13 protein-coding genes and 1 pseudogene are annotated in these 15,876 nt (G+C 59.1%); 2 read left to right on the top strand and 12 right to left on the bottom strand.

Translation table 11 applies throughout. The annotated features are described in order from the left end of the window. The first annotated feature begins 371 nt into the window (after positions 1-371). Positions 372-3,314: pseudogene (gene ppc / locus PTE30175_RS17405) on the top strand (phosphoenolpyruvate carboxylase). A 73-nt stretch (positions 3,315-3,387) separates the two neighbouring features. Here ppc and PTE30175_RS17400 read toward each other — a convergent pair. From PTE30175_RS17400 to PTE30175_RS17385, 4 genes are read right to left on the bottom strand one after another with little or no spacing between them, the layout of a single operon-like run. Then, positions 3,388-4,206 carry an alpha/beta fold hydrolase gene (locus PTE30175_RS17400; RefSeq protein ID WP_150698332.1) on the bottom strand — a complete coding sequence of 273 codons (819 nt, stop codon included), beginning with the start codon at positions 4,204-4,206 and terminating at the stop codon, positions 3,388-3,390. Further along, positions 4,190-5,422 (bottom strand): pyridoxal phosphate-dependent aminotransferase, encoded by a 1,233-nt coding sequence (locus PTE30175_RS17395; protein ID WP_150698331.1) that lies wholly within the window; start codon positions 5,420-5,422, stop codon positions 4,190-4,192. Before PTE30175_RS17395 ends, PTE30175_RS17400 begins: the two co-directional genes overlap by 17 nt. Before the next feature lie 2 nt (positions 5,423-5,424). Further along, on the bottom strand, positions 5,425-6,087 hold the full coding sequence (locus PTE30175_RS17390) for an RraA family protein (protein WP_150698398.1): 663 nt from the start codon (positions 6,085-6,087) through the stop codon (positions 5,425-5,427). Beyond that, complete coding sequence (locus PTE30175_RS17385) at positions 6,087-6,752, bottom strand: RraA family protein (protein ID WP_150698330.1); 666 nt, start codon at positions 6,750-6,752, stop codon at positions 6,087-6,089. The genes PTE30175_RS17390 and PTE30175_RS17385 overlap by 1 nt, the downstream gene beginning before the upstream one ends. A gap of 106 nt (positions 6,753-6,858) precedes the next feature. On the opposite strand from PTE30175_RS17385, the gene PTE30175_RS17380 reads away from it, so the two are divergent. Beyond that, positions 6,859-7,785 (top strand): LysR family transcriptional regulator, encoded by a 927-nt coding sequence (locus PTE30175_RS17380; protein WP_150698329.1) that lies wholly within the window; start codon positions 6,859-6,861, stop codon positions 7,783-7,785. 77 nt (positions 7,786-7,862) lie between these two features. On the opposite strand, the gene PTE30175_RS17375 is transcribed toward PTE30175_RS17380, so the two are convergent. From PTE30175_RS17375 to PTE30175_RS17340, 8 genes are all read right to left on the bottom strand, one after another. Then, a complete protein-coding gene (locus PTE30175_RS17375; RefSeq protein WP_150698328.1) occupies positions 7,863-9,170 on the bottom strand; it encodes an MFS transporter in 1,308 nt (435 codons plus the stop codon). Positions 9,171-9,243: 73 nt separating this feature from the next. Then, positions 9,244-9,867: an RraA family protein gene (locus tag PTE30175_RS17370; RefSeq protein WP_150698327.1), complete on the bottom strand. Its 624-nt coding sequence runs from the start codon at positions 9,865-9,867 to the stop codon at positions 9,244-9,246. After that, positions 9,864-10,556 carry an RraA family protein gene (locus tag PTE30175_RS17365; protein ID WP_150698326.1) on the bottom strand — a complete coding sequence of 231 codons (693 nt, stop codon included), beginning with the start codon at positions 10,554-10,556 and terminating at the stop codon, positions 9,864-9,866. Before PTE30175_RS17365 ends, PTE30175_RS17370 begins: the two co-directional genes overlap by 4 nt. 86 nt (positions 10,557-10,642) lie before the next feature. Then, on the bottom strand, positions 10,643-11,560 hold the full coding sequence (locus PTE30175_RS17360; RefSeq protein ID WP_150698325.1) for a LysR substrate-binding domain-containing protein: 918 nt from the start codon (positions 11,558-11,560) through the stop codon (positions 10,643-10,645). 50 nt (positions 11,561-11,610) lie between these two features. After that, positions 11,611-12,921, bottom strand: a complete 1,311-nt coding sequence (locus PTE30175_RS17355; protein ID WP_150698324.1) for an MFS family transporter — start codon at positions 12,919-12,921, stop codon at positions 11,611-11,613. 119 nt (positions 12,922-13,040) lie between these two features. Further along, the gene (locus tag PTE30175_RS17350) at positions 13,041-14,519 is read right to left on the bottom strand and encodes an aldehyde dehydrogenase (protein WP_150698323.1); all 1,479 of its coding nucleotides are present in this window, start codon (positions 14,517-14,519) and stop codon (positions 13,041-13,043) included. Between the two features lie 133 nt (positions 14,520-14,652). Continuing rightward, positions 14,653-15,249 carry a thiamine pyrophosphate-dependent enzyme gene (locus PTE30175_RS17345; RefSeq protein ID WP_150698322.1) on the bottom strand — a complete coding sequence of 199 codons (597 nt, stop codon included), beginning with the start codon at positions 15,247-15,249 and terminating at the stop codon, positions 14,653-14,655. Then, a complete protein-coding gene (locus tag PTE30175_RS17340; RefSeq protein WP_150698321.1) occupies positions 15,249-15,785 on the bottom strand; it encodes a thiamine pyrophosphate-binding protein in 537 nt (178 codons plus the stop codon). The genes PTE30175_RS17345 and PTE30175_RS17340 overlap by 1 nt, the downstream gene beginning before the upstream one ends. Positions 15,786-15,876: the final 91 nt, after the last annotated feature.

Here is a 15,876-nt window from a genome sequence, read left to right as displayed (position 1 = left end):
GTCTGCAGCTTTGCGCTCCAGCTGACGTGCCCTCTGTTCCTCTTCGAGCCGTCTGCCGCGAGACTACGGCCCAAGGCCCGGCCAACAGCCCCGGGACAGCCCTGAGGCTACCGTCCCCGCACCTTTCCGGCTAGGAAAGCATGCTTGATGATCCGTCGATTATCGCGTCCGCGAATGCCAAACCGCTTGCAGGTTGGGTCTCGACCGGACAGTATGCCGCCAACTGATATAGGCCCAACCTATACCCGGCAGTGACATCTCGTATTTCCGACCACCGTTGCCCACGCGGTAAAGTCAACGCCAACGTCGAGAATCGATAGACGCCCTCATCGCCCAATCGCGAAATCTCTGCCGAACATCACGGTAACGATATGCAGCCTGAAACCTCGAATCCATCGCCCAACTTCGAATCATCTTCCTTGATCTCCAGATCTGCCACTGGCCATGCTGCGAAGCCGCCGTCAGCGAGCGGGGCTTTGGGCATGACTCAGCCTGCGACACCTGACCTCCCGGAGATCGCAGAGGATAAGGACCGCCCCTTGTTTGAAGACATCCGCTTGTTGGGCCGTTTGTTGGGCGAAGTGATCCGCGAACAGGAAGGCGATGCGGTCTTTGACATTGTCGAGGCAATCCGCAAAGCTGCAGTCAGGTTTCGGCGAGACAACGATGCAACAGCACTTGCGGGTCTCGATGCTCAACTGCGGGACCTGACGCCAGCACAAACGGTGTGTGTCGTGCGAGCGTTCAGTTACTTCTCCCATCTCGCAAATATCGCCGAAGACCGCCATCACAACCGCCGGCGGCGAATTCATGCACTTACAGGATCGCCTCCCCAAGCTGGAACGATTGCATATGCGTTGCAGCAAGTGCTTGGTGATACCCCCGGGTCTGAAGACACCGAAAGACTTGTCGGGTTCTTCGGAACTGCGCATGTCGTTCCGGTCCTGACAGCGCATCCCACGGAAGTGCAACGCAAAAGCGTGCTCGACGCGCAATACGGAATCGCCGAACTCCTTGCCGAGCGCGACAGGGAACTGACCTTGCGCGAACGTTCCGAGAACGAGGCGATGCTACGCGCAAGAGTCACGTCGCTTTGGCAAACCCGAATGTTGCGCGATGCGCGCTTGACCGTCGCAGATGAAATCGAGAACGCGCTTTCTTACTATCGCACGACCTTCCTGAAGGAAGTGCCGGCGTTGTATGCAGACTTGGAGGTCTCGCTTGATGGACTCGGCCACCCGGCACGGTTGCCTCCCTTCCTCCAGATGGGAAGCTGGATCGGCGGCGACCGGGACGGCAATCCCAACGTAACGGCACACACACTCGAGCATGCCGTCACGCGCCAAGCGTCTGTGATATTTGATCACTATCTGGAAGAGGTGCATCAACTTGGCGCAGAACTTTCGGTATCAAGTTTGCTTGTGGGCGCCAGTGACGCCTTGAAAGCGCTTGCCGAATTGTCTCCGGATACGTCGCCGCATCGCGCCGACGAGCTCTACAGGCGAGCACTGATTGGCATTTACGCCCGCTTGGTGGCAAGCGCGGACGTGCGTCTCGGCGTTGGCGTCGTGCACGCTCGCAGGCGGCATGAGGGCGCTAGCGCATACCGTCGTGCACGTGATTTTGTTTCGGACCTAGATGTCCTGGCCAACTCCCTGGCGGCCCATCACGGTGCGAGCCTTGTCGCCCCCAGACTTGCGCCGCTCATACGTGCAGCCGAAGCATTCGGCTTTCATCTGGCGAGTGTCGACCTGCGGCAAAGCTCGGATGTCCACGAGCACGTGGTGGCGGAGCTGCTGGCGAAAGCCGGCGTGGAAAGCGAATATGCCGTGCTTACTGAAACGCAGAAATGCCGTCTTCTGCTCTCTTAGCTGGCGCAGCCACGCCTGTTGCGCACGCGGTACGAAACCTATTCCGACCTGACGACAAGCGAGCTTGACGTGCTGGATACCGCGCGGTCGATACGCGGTAAGTTCGGAACCGATGCCATCCGCAATTACGTTATCTCGCATACGGAAAGCGTCAGCGATCTCCTTGAGGTCCTGCTGCTTCAACGTGAAACGGGGCTGCTTCAAGGGCCGCTGGGCAACCTGCCGTCAGGCGCCCGGAATACCCTGATGGTCATCCCTCTGTTCGAAACGATCTCCGATCTGCTCAACGCGGCGAACATCATGGATGATTTCCTCGCGGCGCCAGGGGTACGCGACCTGATAATGCACCAGGCGAACGAGCAGGAAGTCATGCTCGGCTACTCGGATAGCAACAAGGACGGTGGATTTCTTGCATCGAACTGGGAACTTTATCGGGCTGAGCTCGCCCTGGTGGCGTTGTTCAAAGCGAAAAATATCCGGCTTCGATTGTTCCACGGTCGCGGCGGCACGGTCGGACGAGGTGGTGGCCCAACCTATCAGGCCATCCTGTCCCAACCACCCGGCACGGTTGCGGGTCAGATCCGCCTCACGGTGCAAGGCGAAGTGATTGCAAGCAAGTTCGGAAACTCGGAAATCGGTCGACGAAATCTTGAGGCGGTTGTCGCTGCCACGCTCGAAGCATCGTTGAAACCTGACATGGGCGTGCCCAAGCAATTGCCTGCATTCGAGGGCGTATTGCAAAAGCTGTCCGACGCGTCGCTGGAGAGCTATCGTTCCCTGGTCTACGAAACACTGGGGTTTAAGGAATACTTCTTCTCGACGACGCCCATTTCGGAGATCGCAGAACTGAATCTGGGCAGCCGCCCCGCTTCGCGAAAACTCCAGGACACGGCAAACCGCCGGATCGAGGACCTGCGTGCAATCCCCTGGGGATTTTCGTGGGGCCAATGCCGACTGCTTCTGACCGGCTGGTACGGATTCGGTAGTGCCGTCTGCACGTATCTCGACGCGGCACCCGACGCATCCGATCGCAATCATCGGCTCGCCGAATTGCGGGCAATGCACGCGGAATGGCCGCTTTTTTCGAACCTGCTGTCCAATATGGATATGGTTCTCGCAAAGACGGACCTCGCGGTGGCTTCGCGGTACGCACGGCTTGCGCCGGACGACCCAGGGCGCGAGCACGCCTTCCAACGGATTGTCGAAGAATGGAAACGCACGACGCATGCGCTTTCCATCATCACCGGTTGTACCGAGCGTCTTGCCGACAATCCACTTCTTGCCCGTTCGATAAGGAACCGCTTCCCCTATCTCGATCCGCTCAATCATCTTCAGGTTGAACTGATCAGACGACATCGCTCGGGGGACAACCACCCAGACGTGAAACGGGGGATTCACCTGACCATCAACGGAATCGCCGCAGGTCTACGCAACACCGGGTGAGGCAGGATTCGTTCTTCGCCTTTGGCGCCGACGACACCCTGCCCAGAACATTTGACCTTGACAACAATCACGTTCAAGCGCTTGGCGCAACCGGGAGGAACGCCGCTATACGCTCCCACATTTCGACAGGGTTCGAGTACATCGGGAAATGCCCGCTGTGCGGAATCTCTGCCAGCGTGACGCCATTGGCCCGCAAGCGTCGCAAATACGATAGAGAAGCGTTCTGCTCCCCGTACATGAACATTCGCGGGAACGGCAGTGACAGAAATTTCGTCATCAAATCCCCATCGTCGGACAACGCAACCATGGATGTGAAGATCCCGCGCACGGCCTCAGCTCTTACCTTATGTTGAAGACTCGACGCATAGAGTGGACACGAATAGAAGGGCAAATGCCACGTTCGTTCGATGAAGTCGTGGAGGAATCCTTCAGCAGTGGCAGACGAATAGTCGATCGCCTGCCGGCTAAGAAAACAATCTTCGGGGGCGACGTTGCCCTCGATGTCAATGAAGCTCAGCACATCGCCCGGCGCTTCATGAGCCAGCATAAGCGCCGTGAGCCCTCCCATCGAATGCCCGACTAGATGGAATCTTTCGATGGCTAGACGACCAAGCACGGCCTTCGCCGTCTCCACGAGGAAAGGGATCGAGACCCTCGACAGATCGCCGCACGATGTTGCGCCACAACCCGGTGCATCGTATGCAATAAAGGCGCGTCCGGCGAACGCGGGATGGTGGGCAATATCGGCGTAATCTTCTTTGGTCGATCCGAACCCGTGCAGGAAAACGATCGGTGGCAATTCCCCTGCACGACGAATTGTCGCGACTTCAAGCTCGATGCCTTGCACATTCAGTGCCAGGACTTCCTTTGTGGTCTCACTGCGCGTTGACATAATGTTCTCCGGAAAGCGACTTGCAGAAGCGCTTGATCGCGCGGCACGCTTGCACCAATGCCTCGTCGTCCAGCGCATAAGCAATACGAATGTAGGGGGCCAGGCCAAACGCACTCCCCTGCACCACGGCGACATTGGCTTCATCCAACAGTGCGCCCGCCACGTCTTCGTCCGTTTTCAATAGCGTACCCGCCGGCGTGGTGCACCCGATCAGGCCCGCGCACGATGCAAACGCATAGAATGCGCCACCCGGCGTTGCGCATGTGAGTCCCGGCGTTTCATTCAGCCATTGCACCATCAGATCTCGCCGCTTCTCGAACACCTCTCGCGACTCGCTGATGAATTGCTGTGGCCCAGTGAGAGCGGCCAACGCCGCATACTGTGAAATCGAACTGGCGCCTGAGGTCTGCTGCCCCTGGAGTTTCTCCATCGCATCGAGCAACCAGCGCGGCCCCGTGCCGAAGCCAATACGCCATCCCGTCATCGCATACGCCTTGGACACGCCGTTCATGGTCAGCGTACGCGACGTCAGACGCGGCTCGACCTGTGCAATCGTGTGGTACGTAGCCCCGTCGAAGATCAGGTGTTCGTAGATATCATCCGACAGTACGAGTACGTGCGGATGGGCAAGCAACACCTCAGCGAGTTCCGCAAGTTCCCCACGGGTATAGACCGCCCCCGTCGGGTTGGACGGCGAGTTCAGGATCACCCAACGCGTGCGGGGTCCGATGGCGCCTGCCAATGCCTGCGGCGTCAGTTTGAAGCCGCTGTCGCTGCCGCAGGCAACGATGATCGGCCTGGCGCCACACAACTGAACCATCTCCGGGTAGCTCACCCAGTATGGTGCCGGCACGATGACCTCATCTCCTTCGTTAAGGGTTGCCGCCAGCGCGTTGTAAATCACCTGCTTGCCGCCGCTGCAGACAAGCGTATCCTGCCAGCCAACGTTCAGACCATTCTCGCGCTGAAACTTCGCGGCCACAGCCTCGCGAAGTGCACGCATGCCGGCGACCTGCGTATAACGGGTATGCCCCGCCCGAATCGCTGCGACCGCTGCGTCGCAAACATGCGCGGGGGTGTCGAAGTCCGGTTCGCCGGCGCTGAGTGAGATGATCTTGACGCCCGATGCACGGCGCGTCGCCACGCGGTCCATCATGCGATAGGTTGCGGAAGGTTGTGCCTTCGCGACGTGAACGTTCAGTCGTTGTTGGTCCATGTTCATGCCTTCCGCTGCAAGGTGTGATACCCCAACGCCTCGCGCGCCTGCCCGAGTGTCTTGCCTTGTGAGATCTGAGCCCGGATGTCCGCTTCAACGGCTTCAATCTGGCGTGCCGTGGCGGCAACTTCGCGTGCGCGTTCGCGTGGGACAGCAACGACGCCGTTGGCATCGGCAACAATGATGTCACGTGCGCAAGCCCGTGCGGTACCGATGGACACGGGGACGTTGACCGCTTCGACCTGGACCCGGTCTTTTCCGGTGCGCATGAAGCGACCTTTGGTAAACAATGGGTAGCCGTCACCAAGGGCTCTTGTCACATCGCGGCACACGCCATCGATGACGGTGCCGGCGATCTTTCTCATACCCGCATACTGGGTCATGATGTCACCCCACACAGTGCAATCAGTACGCCCGTTGTTGTCGATCACCACCAGATCGCCTTCACCGACATCATCGATGAAATCACCGACCGTTCCCGCGGGCGTGCGCGCGGGCACATACTTGACCGTAAACGCCGGCCCGACGACAACGCCGGCGTAGTTTTCCAACGGCGCAATGCCGAGACATTGTCCGGGAAGTCCCAGTTTATCCATGGCGTCTGAGACGCCTGGCGTATCGAGCCCGGCAAACAGCGCGACGAGTTCCTGATCTTCGTGATTCATCATTTTCTCCCTTCCTTGATGGCTTCAAATTCCTTGTCGTGCATGACGTCGGTCACCGATCGCCCGCCTCGCACGGCCTGCACCATGACGTCCTGACGCCGAGCAATTCGTTCGCCCAGTTCGATCGCTTCTTCGATGCGTGCGGCCGGCACGAAGACGGTACCGCAGCGGTCGGCGATGACATAGTCGTCTTCACAAACCACGACGCCTGCGATTCTGACGGGTTCCCCCGAAGACAACTGGACGACACGATTGCGCGCGCTGATCATGGTCACTCCTCGGCCAAAGACCGGGTACCCGATCGATTCGCTGCCCTCGATGTCCCGGCTCATGCCATCGATCACCGAACCCCTGACCCGCTTGAACTGGGCCGCACTGGCCAGGATGTCCCCCCAACACGAGATGCCGTCGGTCCCCCCGGCGATGACCAGTACCCGGTCGTCCGACGCGATTTCTGCGATGACAGGAGAAATGAGGTGGACCGTCGGCTTGCTGTCCGTCTTCGGCCCCAGCTGAATGGTGCTCGCGCGCCCGACGATCTTCGGGCAATCCCATAACGGACGCAGGCCGAAAGTCGCGCCGGGCAAACCAAGGAAATCCAGCGCGTCAGACACGGTATTGGTATCTAACGCGGCAAGACGATCAAGCAGGGACGTTTGGGTCATGGGTGTGGTCGAACGTTGGTTGCGATGTCGCACTTTCACACCTACAGTTCAATATGTATATTCCGTAAAATTTAAGCATTTGATACGCAAAACCTATCAATAGATCATGATCAATTTCCGACTCGTCCGTCATCTGTGGCTCTTCCTGGTGGTTGCCGAGGAGGAGAATTTCGGGCGCGCGGCCAAGCGCCTGAACATGTCCCAGCCACCTCTGACCGAGCAGATCCAGGCCCTCGAATTGGCGTTGAAGGTCAAATTGTTCGAACGCTCGCGACGTGGCGCGCAACTGACCCCGATGGGGGCTGCGATCCTGCCGGCAGTGCGCAAATTTGCGGAACAACTGGAGCGCCTCGAACTGGCGGTACGCGAGGCTGTCGCTGGTCGAAGTGGCGTCCTGACCATTGGCGCGATATCGTCGGCGATGCTCGATGTTCTGCCGCCGCTCGTCGAACGGCTAAAGTCCGACTATCCGCACCTGACGGTATCGGTCAAGGAAATCGATAGCGCCGAAGCCATTCCGGCGCTTGTGGCCGGCGACATCGATCTGGCCTTTGCCCGGCTGGAGGGGGAGCTCGGGGGGACAATCCGGTCCATGCCGTTGGCGCAAGACAGACTGGCGGTCGCCATGCCACGAACGCACCCGATGGCGGATCAATCGCGCATCCGTCTGGCGTCCCTTTCGGACGAAGACTTCGTGATGTTTTCACGCCAGGTTAGTCCTGTGTATTTCGACAGTCTGGTGGCGTCCTGCAGATCCAGTGGGTTTTCACCGCGAGTGCTTCACGAGGTTCGGTCGGTCGCATCGCAGGTTGCGTTTGTCGGGTGTGGACAGGGCATCGCGCTCGTCCCCGCCTCGCTGAAGAAACTGGCGCCCGAGAACGTCGTATTCCGTCCGTTGAAGGAAAAGATGAGTGTGGTGACAACGGCAATGGCCTGGAGTTCGGCGCGTGAAAACCCACTGGTGAATGCAGTCGTCGCCTTGCTGACGACTGCCGCACAGCGACCGAAGCGCGCCAGTTCGACGGTTGTGTAACTTACAGCGGCAGCTTCGTGTCAGGACTGCCCCGACACTTGCGCCGCTCATCAAGTCCGCTAGCTGCAGCCCCAATCTCAATTGGCAGAAAACATCGCCCCTTTCATTTGCGTCGTCGTTGAGTCGTCGAGTCGGTAGGCAATCAAAGAGGCAAGTAGTGCAAAGCCGGCAAGGACCGCCAAAGCCAGGCTGAAGCTACCAGTGCGGTCCTTGATAAACCCAACTGAGGATGGCCCGATGAACCCGCCGACTTGCGCCAGCGTATTGATTACCGCAATGCCAAGTGCCGCTGCCGGCCCCGCCAAAAACGTACTGGTCATGCTCCAGAAAACACCCAGGCTTCCCCAAATCCCTGCCGCAGCAACGCACAACAACATGAACGCAATATAGGGGTTCGAAGCGCAAGCGCTCAGTAGCAGCGCGATGCCGCCTACGCTCATCGAGGCCGCAACATGTAAGCGTCGCTCATTACGGCGATCCGACCGTCGGGCAATGAGCGGCATTGCAATAGCAGCACAGCAGAAAGGCAACGAACCCAGCAGGCCCACCTCAATGTCCGTCAAATGACCAAAGCTCTTGACGATCTGCGGCGCCCACAACAACACCCCGTAAAGCGCACAAAGAAAGCACGAAAACAGTGCCGACAACGCCCATACCTTGCGGAGTTTGAGTACCTGCACAAGTGAGTATTTCGAAGTCGCGGCCAAATGGCGCCGTTCTGCGCTCAGCTCGGCGCTCAGCCACTCCCGTTCAGTCTGCGTGAGCCACTTCGCACGCTCAGGTGCGTCAGTCAGCCAGTAAAACACCACAAAGCCCAGAAGTACCGCGGGCATCGCTTCATAAATGAACATCCAGCGCCAGCCTGACATGCCAAGCACGCCATCGTTCCATTTCATGAGAAGACTTGACATCGGCGAGCCGATCGCCGAGGCCAAGGCTGTTGCGACGACGACGCCGGCATTGGCGCGAGAACGGTAGCGCGAGGGGAACCAGGTCGCCAGATAGGCGATGACGCCCGGCATGAATCCGGCTTCGGCGGCACCCACAAGAAAGCGCAATACGTAGAAGGAGGTTTCGTTTGGCACGAACGCCATGGCTCCCGACGCCACCCCCCATCCGATCAAGATAATGCCAATCCAACGGCGCGCGCCTATGCGGGACAATACTGCGTTACCAGGAACCTCGAACAGCGCATACCCCACGAAGAACACGCCGGCACCGAATCCGAACGCAGTTGAACTGAGGCCAAGCTCCTGATTCATCCGCAGTGCGGCGAATCCAATGTTGACACGGTCAAGATAGTTGATCACGAGAAGAAGGAACAGAAACGGCACCAGTCGCCGATACACCTTTCTCATCGTGAGCGTTTCGTGCTCATACGTCATGATTTGTCTCCATCCAGGGGAAGTCCACTCGCGCTTCGATGCCTCGTCGAAGCGTCAATCAAAATACAGATGGTTAGCTGAACCCGTACAGTTCGAGTGTGGTGTGACCGCTTCTGATTTTCTCGACGATCTGGCGCTCTTTCTCTTCTCGTTGTTCGGCAAGCTCGAGGACTTCGTCGATTGACGAGACAGGAATCGCGACAACCCCGTCAGTGTCCGCGACCACGAGATCGCCACGCGCTATTTCCACATGCCCGATGCGCACCGTACCGCCGACTTCTCCTTGCGCAACCTTGGTTGTCCCGCGAATGGCCGTGCCGCGTGCATATACCGGGAAACCCATTGCCTCGATGGCCGCGATATCACGCACGCAGCCGTCGATCACAAGGCCGGCAACGCCCTTCTCGATTGCCGCCGCGGTCAGAATGTCGCCCCAGTAACCAAATTCGTGACAGCCGTCTGTCAGTTCGGTCATCGCAACAACAAGTACGTCGCCTGCCTTGGCTTGCGCAAGCGCGCGATGAATCAACAGGTTGTTCCCCGGCAACGTTGAGACCGTCAACGCCGGACCTGCGAGCGGAATACGACGTGCGGCGGCACGAATCGTTGCCGGCAGGTCGCCTTGGCGGTTGAACGCTTCGTGCAACGTCGCGGAGCCATAACGCAAAGCTTGCGTAAACAAATCGGGACGATTCATTTTTGGATCCGTTGCAGTGTGTGATAGTTGTGCTCGTTCCGTGCGTCCGTGAGACTTTTACCGTCGCGAAAGCTGGCGATGATCTTTTCCTCCGCCGCGCGTGTACGCAATGCGATTTGAAGAACTTCCGTTTCTCTCTCGCGCGGAATCACGACCACGCCGTCGCCATCGCCCAGCAAAATGTCTCCGGGTCGAACCCGCACGTCGCCAAGCGATACGACGCCATTTACCTCCGCAACCTGGACGCGGTCTTTGCCGGTACGCATAAAGCGGCCGCGGCTAAAAATCGGGTACCCAAATTGTCCCGCCGCCGCGCCATCACGGCACGCACCATTGATGACCGTGCCCGTGATCCCCGTACGCGAAGCGACTTCAGTCAAGATTCCGCCCCACACAGTGCAGTCGACGCGCCCCGCGTTATCGAGCACCACCACGCTACCGGCGGGTACGTCGTCGATGTAGTCGCCAACCGTACCCGGCTCCAGATCGACCGGAGCGTAGCGAACCGTGAATGCGCGACCGAGCATACGCGGCTCGGTTCCGATAGGCGCGATGCCCAGCGCGCTACCGGGCAGTCCGAGTTTGTCCAGGGCGTCCGACACCTCCGCCGCGGAGAGCGTGGTGTATTCATGAGGAATCGCCGGGCATTCCGGCGCAGCGACTGGTGCGTGTGACAGCGTGGTTTGCATGGTCTTGTCTCCGATCGTGAATGAGGAAGTGATACCTCATGGTACGAACGAGACCCTGGGACGTCCAAGACCAGCTTGTTATTCTTCTATTGGGTTTTTCTTATAGTTTCGTCGGGTGACGGCAATTGCAGGCCAAACGAATCAAGGAATGCCCGAAGATGAATCGAGTCGTCCTCGGTTCGAAAGCTCGCGGCAAGCGTAGTTGTCTGCGCCAACCCGGCCCCGAGCAGGGGCCTGTACACCACATCCGAGCGACCGAGCCGGGCGACCGACTCGCCAACGAAGGTGATGCCGAGCCCCGCGGCGACGAGCGCGATAGCAGTCTGAATCTCGTAAGCCTGGTAGGCCACATATGGGGTGAGCCCTGCGTCCCGGTACAACGACTCAACGAAACGCGCAAAGTTCGCGCTCTGATGCTTTGGGTAAAGCACCAGAGGTGAGTCGGCGAGCTCCTCCATACGAACGGCCTTGCAGGACGCGAGCGGGTGGTCCGAAGGCAGAGCGATCATCACGTGTTCACGGAGTAGTAAAAGCATCGTGCATCCCGCAATCGGCTGCACCTGCCGGCCAATGCCAACGTGAATGCGTTTTTCATGCAACGCATCGGCCTGCTCCTCTGTGAGCATTTCGAAAAGCTTTAACTCGACGTCCGGGAACTTCCGATGGAATGCTTTGAGTGCCGGCGGGAGCACGCTATACATGGCTGAACGGGTAAAACCGATGCCAAGCCAGCCACGCCGACCGAGCCCTATCTCACGCGTGCCCAGCGTAGCCTGCTCAAAGCTCTCCAGGATCTGTCGTGCCTCAATGCAAAAATAGCGGCCGGCCTCAGTCAGACTCAGCGGGCGGCTGCCACGATCGACGAGCCGGGTACCCATGCGATCCTCGAGCACTCGAATCTGTTGACTCAAAGCGGGTTGTGCGACGTGTAGCCGCTCTGCAGCCCGACTGAAGTTCAACTCTTCCGCGAGCACGACAAAAAATTGTAGATGCCGAAGATTCATGGGTAAAGAACGCTTTGAAGGTATGGATCAGGACAAGATGCCCAACCCGCCTACTTCGCACCGCGCAAGTATCCCTCTTTTGACGGGTCGCGCATGCAGAACGAAACAATGCCTGCGATCCCACACAAGGCGGTCACATACCAATAGAAGGCCGGCTCGCGTCCGACAGACTTGAGCCAGAGGGCCACGTATTCTGCAGAGCCACCGAATATCGCGTTCGCCACCGCGTACGACAAACCCACACCCAGACAGCGAACCTCGGGGGGAAACATTTCGGCCTTAATCAGTCCACTGATGGACGTATAGAGGCTGATGATCGCAAGCGCGACGATCACCAAACCGAAGGCGACGTACGGATTGCTTACCCCTTTGAGCGCGTACAGGATGGGCACGGTGCCGATCGTTGAAAATACGCCGAACAGAACCATCGACTTACGCCGTCCGATACGATCTGAAAGCGCGCCGAAAACAGGTTGCATCAGCATGTAGGTGATCAGCGCAGCGGTCATCACACCGCTCGCCGTCTTCGGATTCATGCCCGCCGTGTTCACCAGGTACTTCTGCATATAGGTGGTGAACGTATAGAAAACCAGCGAACCGCCCGCAGTGAATCCAACGACGGTGGCAATCGCGCGCTTATGGGTAAACAGACCGCGCAGCGTTCCCGCGTCGGCACGGGCGCGCGTCGCGCTGGACGATGTTTCCTCCAGGGACTTCCGCAGATACAGGGATATCAGCGCGGCGAATGCGCCGATTGCAAACGGAATGCGCCAGCCCCAGGCACGCAATTCGTCGAGAGACAGCAACTGCTGGAGAACGACTACGACAAGCAACGCCAGCACTTGACCACCAATCACGGTGACATACTGGAACGAAGCGAAAAATCCGCGGCGCCCCGCTACTGCCACCTCACTCATGTAGGTGGCACTCGTGCCATATTCGCCACCGACGGAAAGACCTTGAAAACAACGCGCGGCGATCAACAGGGCCGGCGCGGCGGCTCCGATCGTGGCATATGTGGGCAACACGGCAATGATCAACGAGCCCGCACACATCATCAACACCGAGATGATCATCGAGGCGCGCCGCCCGTATTTGTCGGCAATCCGTCCGAACAACCAGCCACCGATGGGCCTCATGAGGAAGCCGCCGGCGAATACCCCCGCCGTATTCAGCAACTGCGTGGTCGGGTTGTCGCTCGGAAAGAACGCGTGCGCGAAATAGATCGAGCAGAACGAATATACGAAAAAATCGAACCACTCAACCAGATTACCCGACGATGCACCGAGAATGGCCCTTATGCTCCGTCGGGTCTCGCTGCTGCGCGACACGGCGGAAGCGTGCAAGGTTTCAACTGACATGATGTCTCCATGAATATGGTTGGAAAATTGCGCTCTGACGTCGCATTTCGCTGCTGGGGCACGGGCGCCTGGAATCCATATCGGGCGTGACGCGCGCCACGCCTGATCGTGTCAGTGCCTCAACGAATGACAAACGGATTCCCGGTCGGAGCCCCTGTGTTGATCCAGACGCTCTTCGTTTGCAAGAAATCGTGTATGGCGTCGATGCCGTTTTCACGGCCGAGTCCGGAGTCTTTGTATCCTCCGAACGGCGACATATAGCTCACGGCGCGGTATGTGTTGACCCAGACGGTGCCGGATTGGATTCGCTCGGACATACGGAATGCGCGCCCGATATCGCGCGTCCAGACCCCTGCCCCGAGACCGAATCGCACGTCGTTCGCAATGTCGACGGCTTGCGCTTCGTCCTTGAACCGAATGACCGAGAGCACCGGCCCGAACACTTCCTCCTGGGCGATTCGCATTTTGTTGTTGACGTTCGTGAAGATCGTCGGCTCGATGAACCATCCGTTACCGCACTCCGCGCGTTGCGCCACCTTGCCGCCGAGCACAAGCGTTGCGCCTTCGTCTTGCGCAATCTCGATGTAGCTGAGCACCTTCTCGAACTGAGGCTTTGTCGTGATGGGCCCCACTTGCGTTTCCTTCGCCATCGGATCGCCCATCCGGGCCGTCTTGGCGAGTTCCACCACGCGACTCACGACCTCGTCGTAGACGCCGTCCTGAACAAGCAGTCTTGAGCCTGCAATACACGTCTGTCCCGTGGCGGCGAAGATGCCGGCGACCGCGCCGTTTACGGCATCGTCGATGTTCGCGTCGTCGAAGACGATATTGGGCGACTTGCCCCCCAGTTCCAGGCTGACGTGCTTGAAATCTCTGGCGGCCTGTTCATTGATACGGCGTCCCGTGCCATCGGCGCCGGTGAACGTGATCTTCTTCACCAGGGGATGGCTCACCAACGCACTGCCCACCTCGTTACCCAAGCCGGTCACGACGTTGACAACGCCCGGAGGGAAGCCGACTTCGTCGAAAAGTCGGACGAACGCCAAGGTCGAGGCGGACGTGAATTCCGACGGCTTGATCACGACTGTGCAACCGGAGGCGAGCGCCGGCGCCAGCTTCCACGCAAGCAGCATCAGGGGTGAGTTCCAGGGGGTGATGATGGCAACAACCCCGAGCGGCTCCTTGCGCGTGTAGTTGAAGAATCCCTTCTTGTCGAGCGGGATGACGTTGCCCTGGACTTTGTCGGCCAGGCCGCCGTAGTATCGAAACCATTGCGGCAAGTAGTTCATCTGGGCGTACATTTCGGCATACAACTTGCCGTTGTCCCTGACCTCGATCTCCGCGAGGCGAGACGCCTCCTGCGCGAGCCGATCGCCCAATCGATGCAGAAGCAGGCCGCGTGCGCTCGCGCTGAGCTCAGGCCAGGTGCCCGCATCAAAGGCACGATGCGCCGCGCTCACCGCCCGCTCGACGTCGGAAGCCTGGCCACGGGGCACCTCCGCCCATGCTTGACCGGTAAACGGGTTTTCGCTCGTCAACCACTCTCCGTTATCCGGGTCGCAGTGCTTGCCGTCGATATACAGCCGATAGCGTTCCATCACTCTCTCTTCGAAGTCAATCCGTGCACCGATCGGTGGACACCTCGTCAGAACCTCCTTCAATGGAGCCCTGGTTCAGATGTCCCCCATACCAACCTGCGCCCGTACGCACAGGTGCGGGACGCAGTCAAACTTAGAACGGCGCGAAGCCGAGCGCTTCCCGGAAGCGATTCTTGACGTAGACGCCATCACGCGGCGGGAGCGCACGCGGGGGCTCGTCTGCCGTGATGAACACCTGGGCCAATACCGGGCCGCTGCGCGAATTCGCCCGCTCGGCAACGCCAGAAACGCCGCTTTGATGCTCGACAGCAAACGCATCGGCAATACCAAAGCCCTTCGCAACCGCAACGAGATCGGTGCCAAGGCTCGTATGGCTACGCTGCATCCCCGTCTCGCCAAAATGCCCGTTGTCGAGAACAACGATCGTGAGATTTTTCGGCTGCTTGACGCCGATGGTTCCGAGACTGCCGACCCCCATCAGTTGTTCGCCGTCACCGGTGATGACCAGTACCGGCTTGTCCGGTTGGGCTAGCGCCAGTCCAAGTCCAAGCGAGGATGCTCCGCCCATTGCGCCCCAGAGATAGAAATTCCGGGGGCGGTCACCCGCGGCGAATACGTCGTACGATGCAGACCCCAGACCGGTGACGACAAGCGCGTCCGGCACGGACTGGATCAGGCTGGCAACAAAGTCACGACGATTAATGACGGCTGAAGACGACGACTTGACCATTACTTTCTCTCCCATTTTTTACGGCCGATGAGGCTCTGCGACAGCAAGACCGCAACCTGCTCGCCTGCCTCGAATGCGGCGTCGAAACCTGCGCTCACGATCTCGCCGACCTGATCCGGATCGTCGGCACGCAATACCGTGATTCCCATCAACTCGAGTGCTGCCTGCGTTTGCTTGCCCATCGGGCCCTGCCACGGGTTGAACTCGGCGTACTCACCGCGCATGGTGACAAGCGTGAAAAACGGCAACCGGCAGCTCTGGAGCAGCGAAAACATGTTCACGCAGTTGCCGACCCCGCTGCTCTGCATCAACAGAACCGCTCGCTGCCCACCCAGCCAGGCGCCGCTGGTCACCGCGACTCCCTCTTCCTCGGTCGTCAGGACAACGTCCTGGATATCCGGGTCAGCGATAACGCTGCGAATCACATGGGAATGCCCCGCGTCGGGAACGTACGCAACTTGCTTGACGTCCCCGACTTTCAGAACGTCGTAGATGGCTTGCTGCCACGCGGGCGCCTGCGCCGCTGGTGTGCTCATTTGTGTCTCTCCAAAGACAAGGTGAATTCAGGAATCTTAGTTTGTGATTTAATGCGACAAGAAATAGAATATTTTGATTTCTCTATGCAGA

This window comes from Pandoraea terrae, from assembly GCF_902459695.1.
Lineage (GTDB): Bacteria > Pseudomonadota > Gammaproteobacteria > Burkholderiales > Burkholderiaceae > Pandoraea > Pandoraea terrae.
This window is presented reverse-complemented; position numbering and strand designations above follow the sequence as displayed.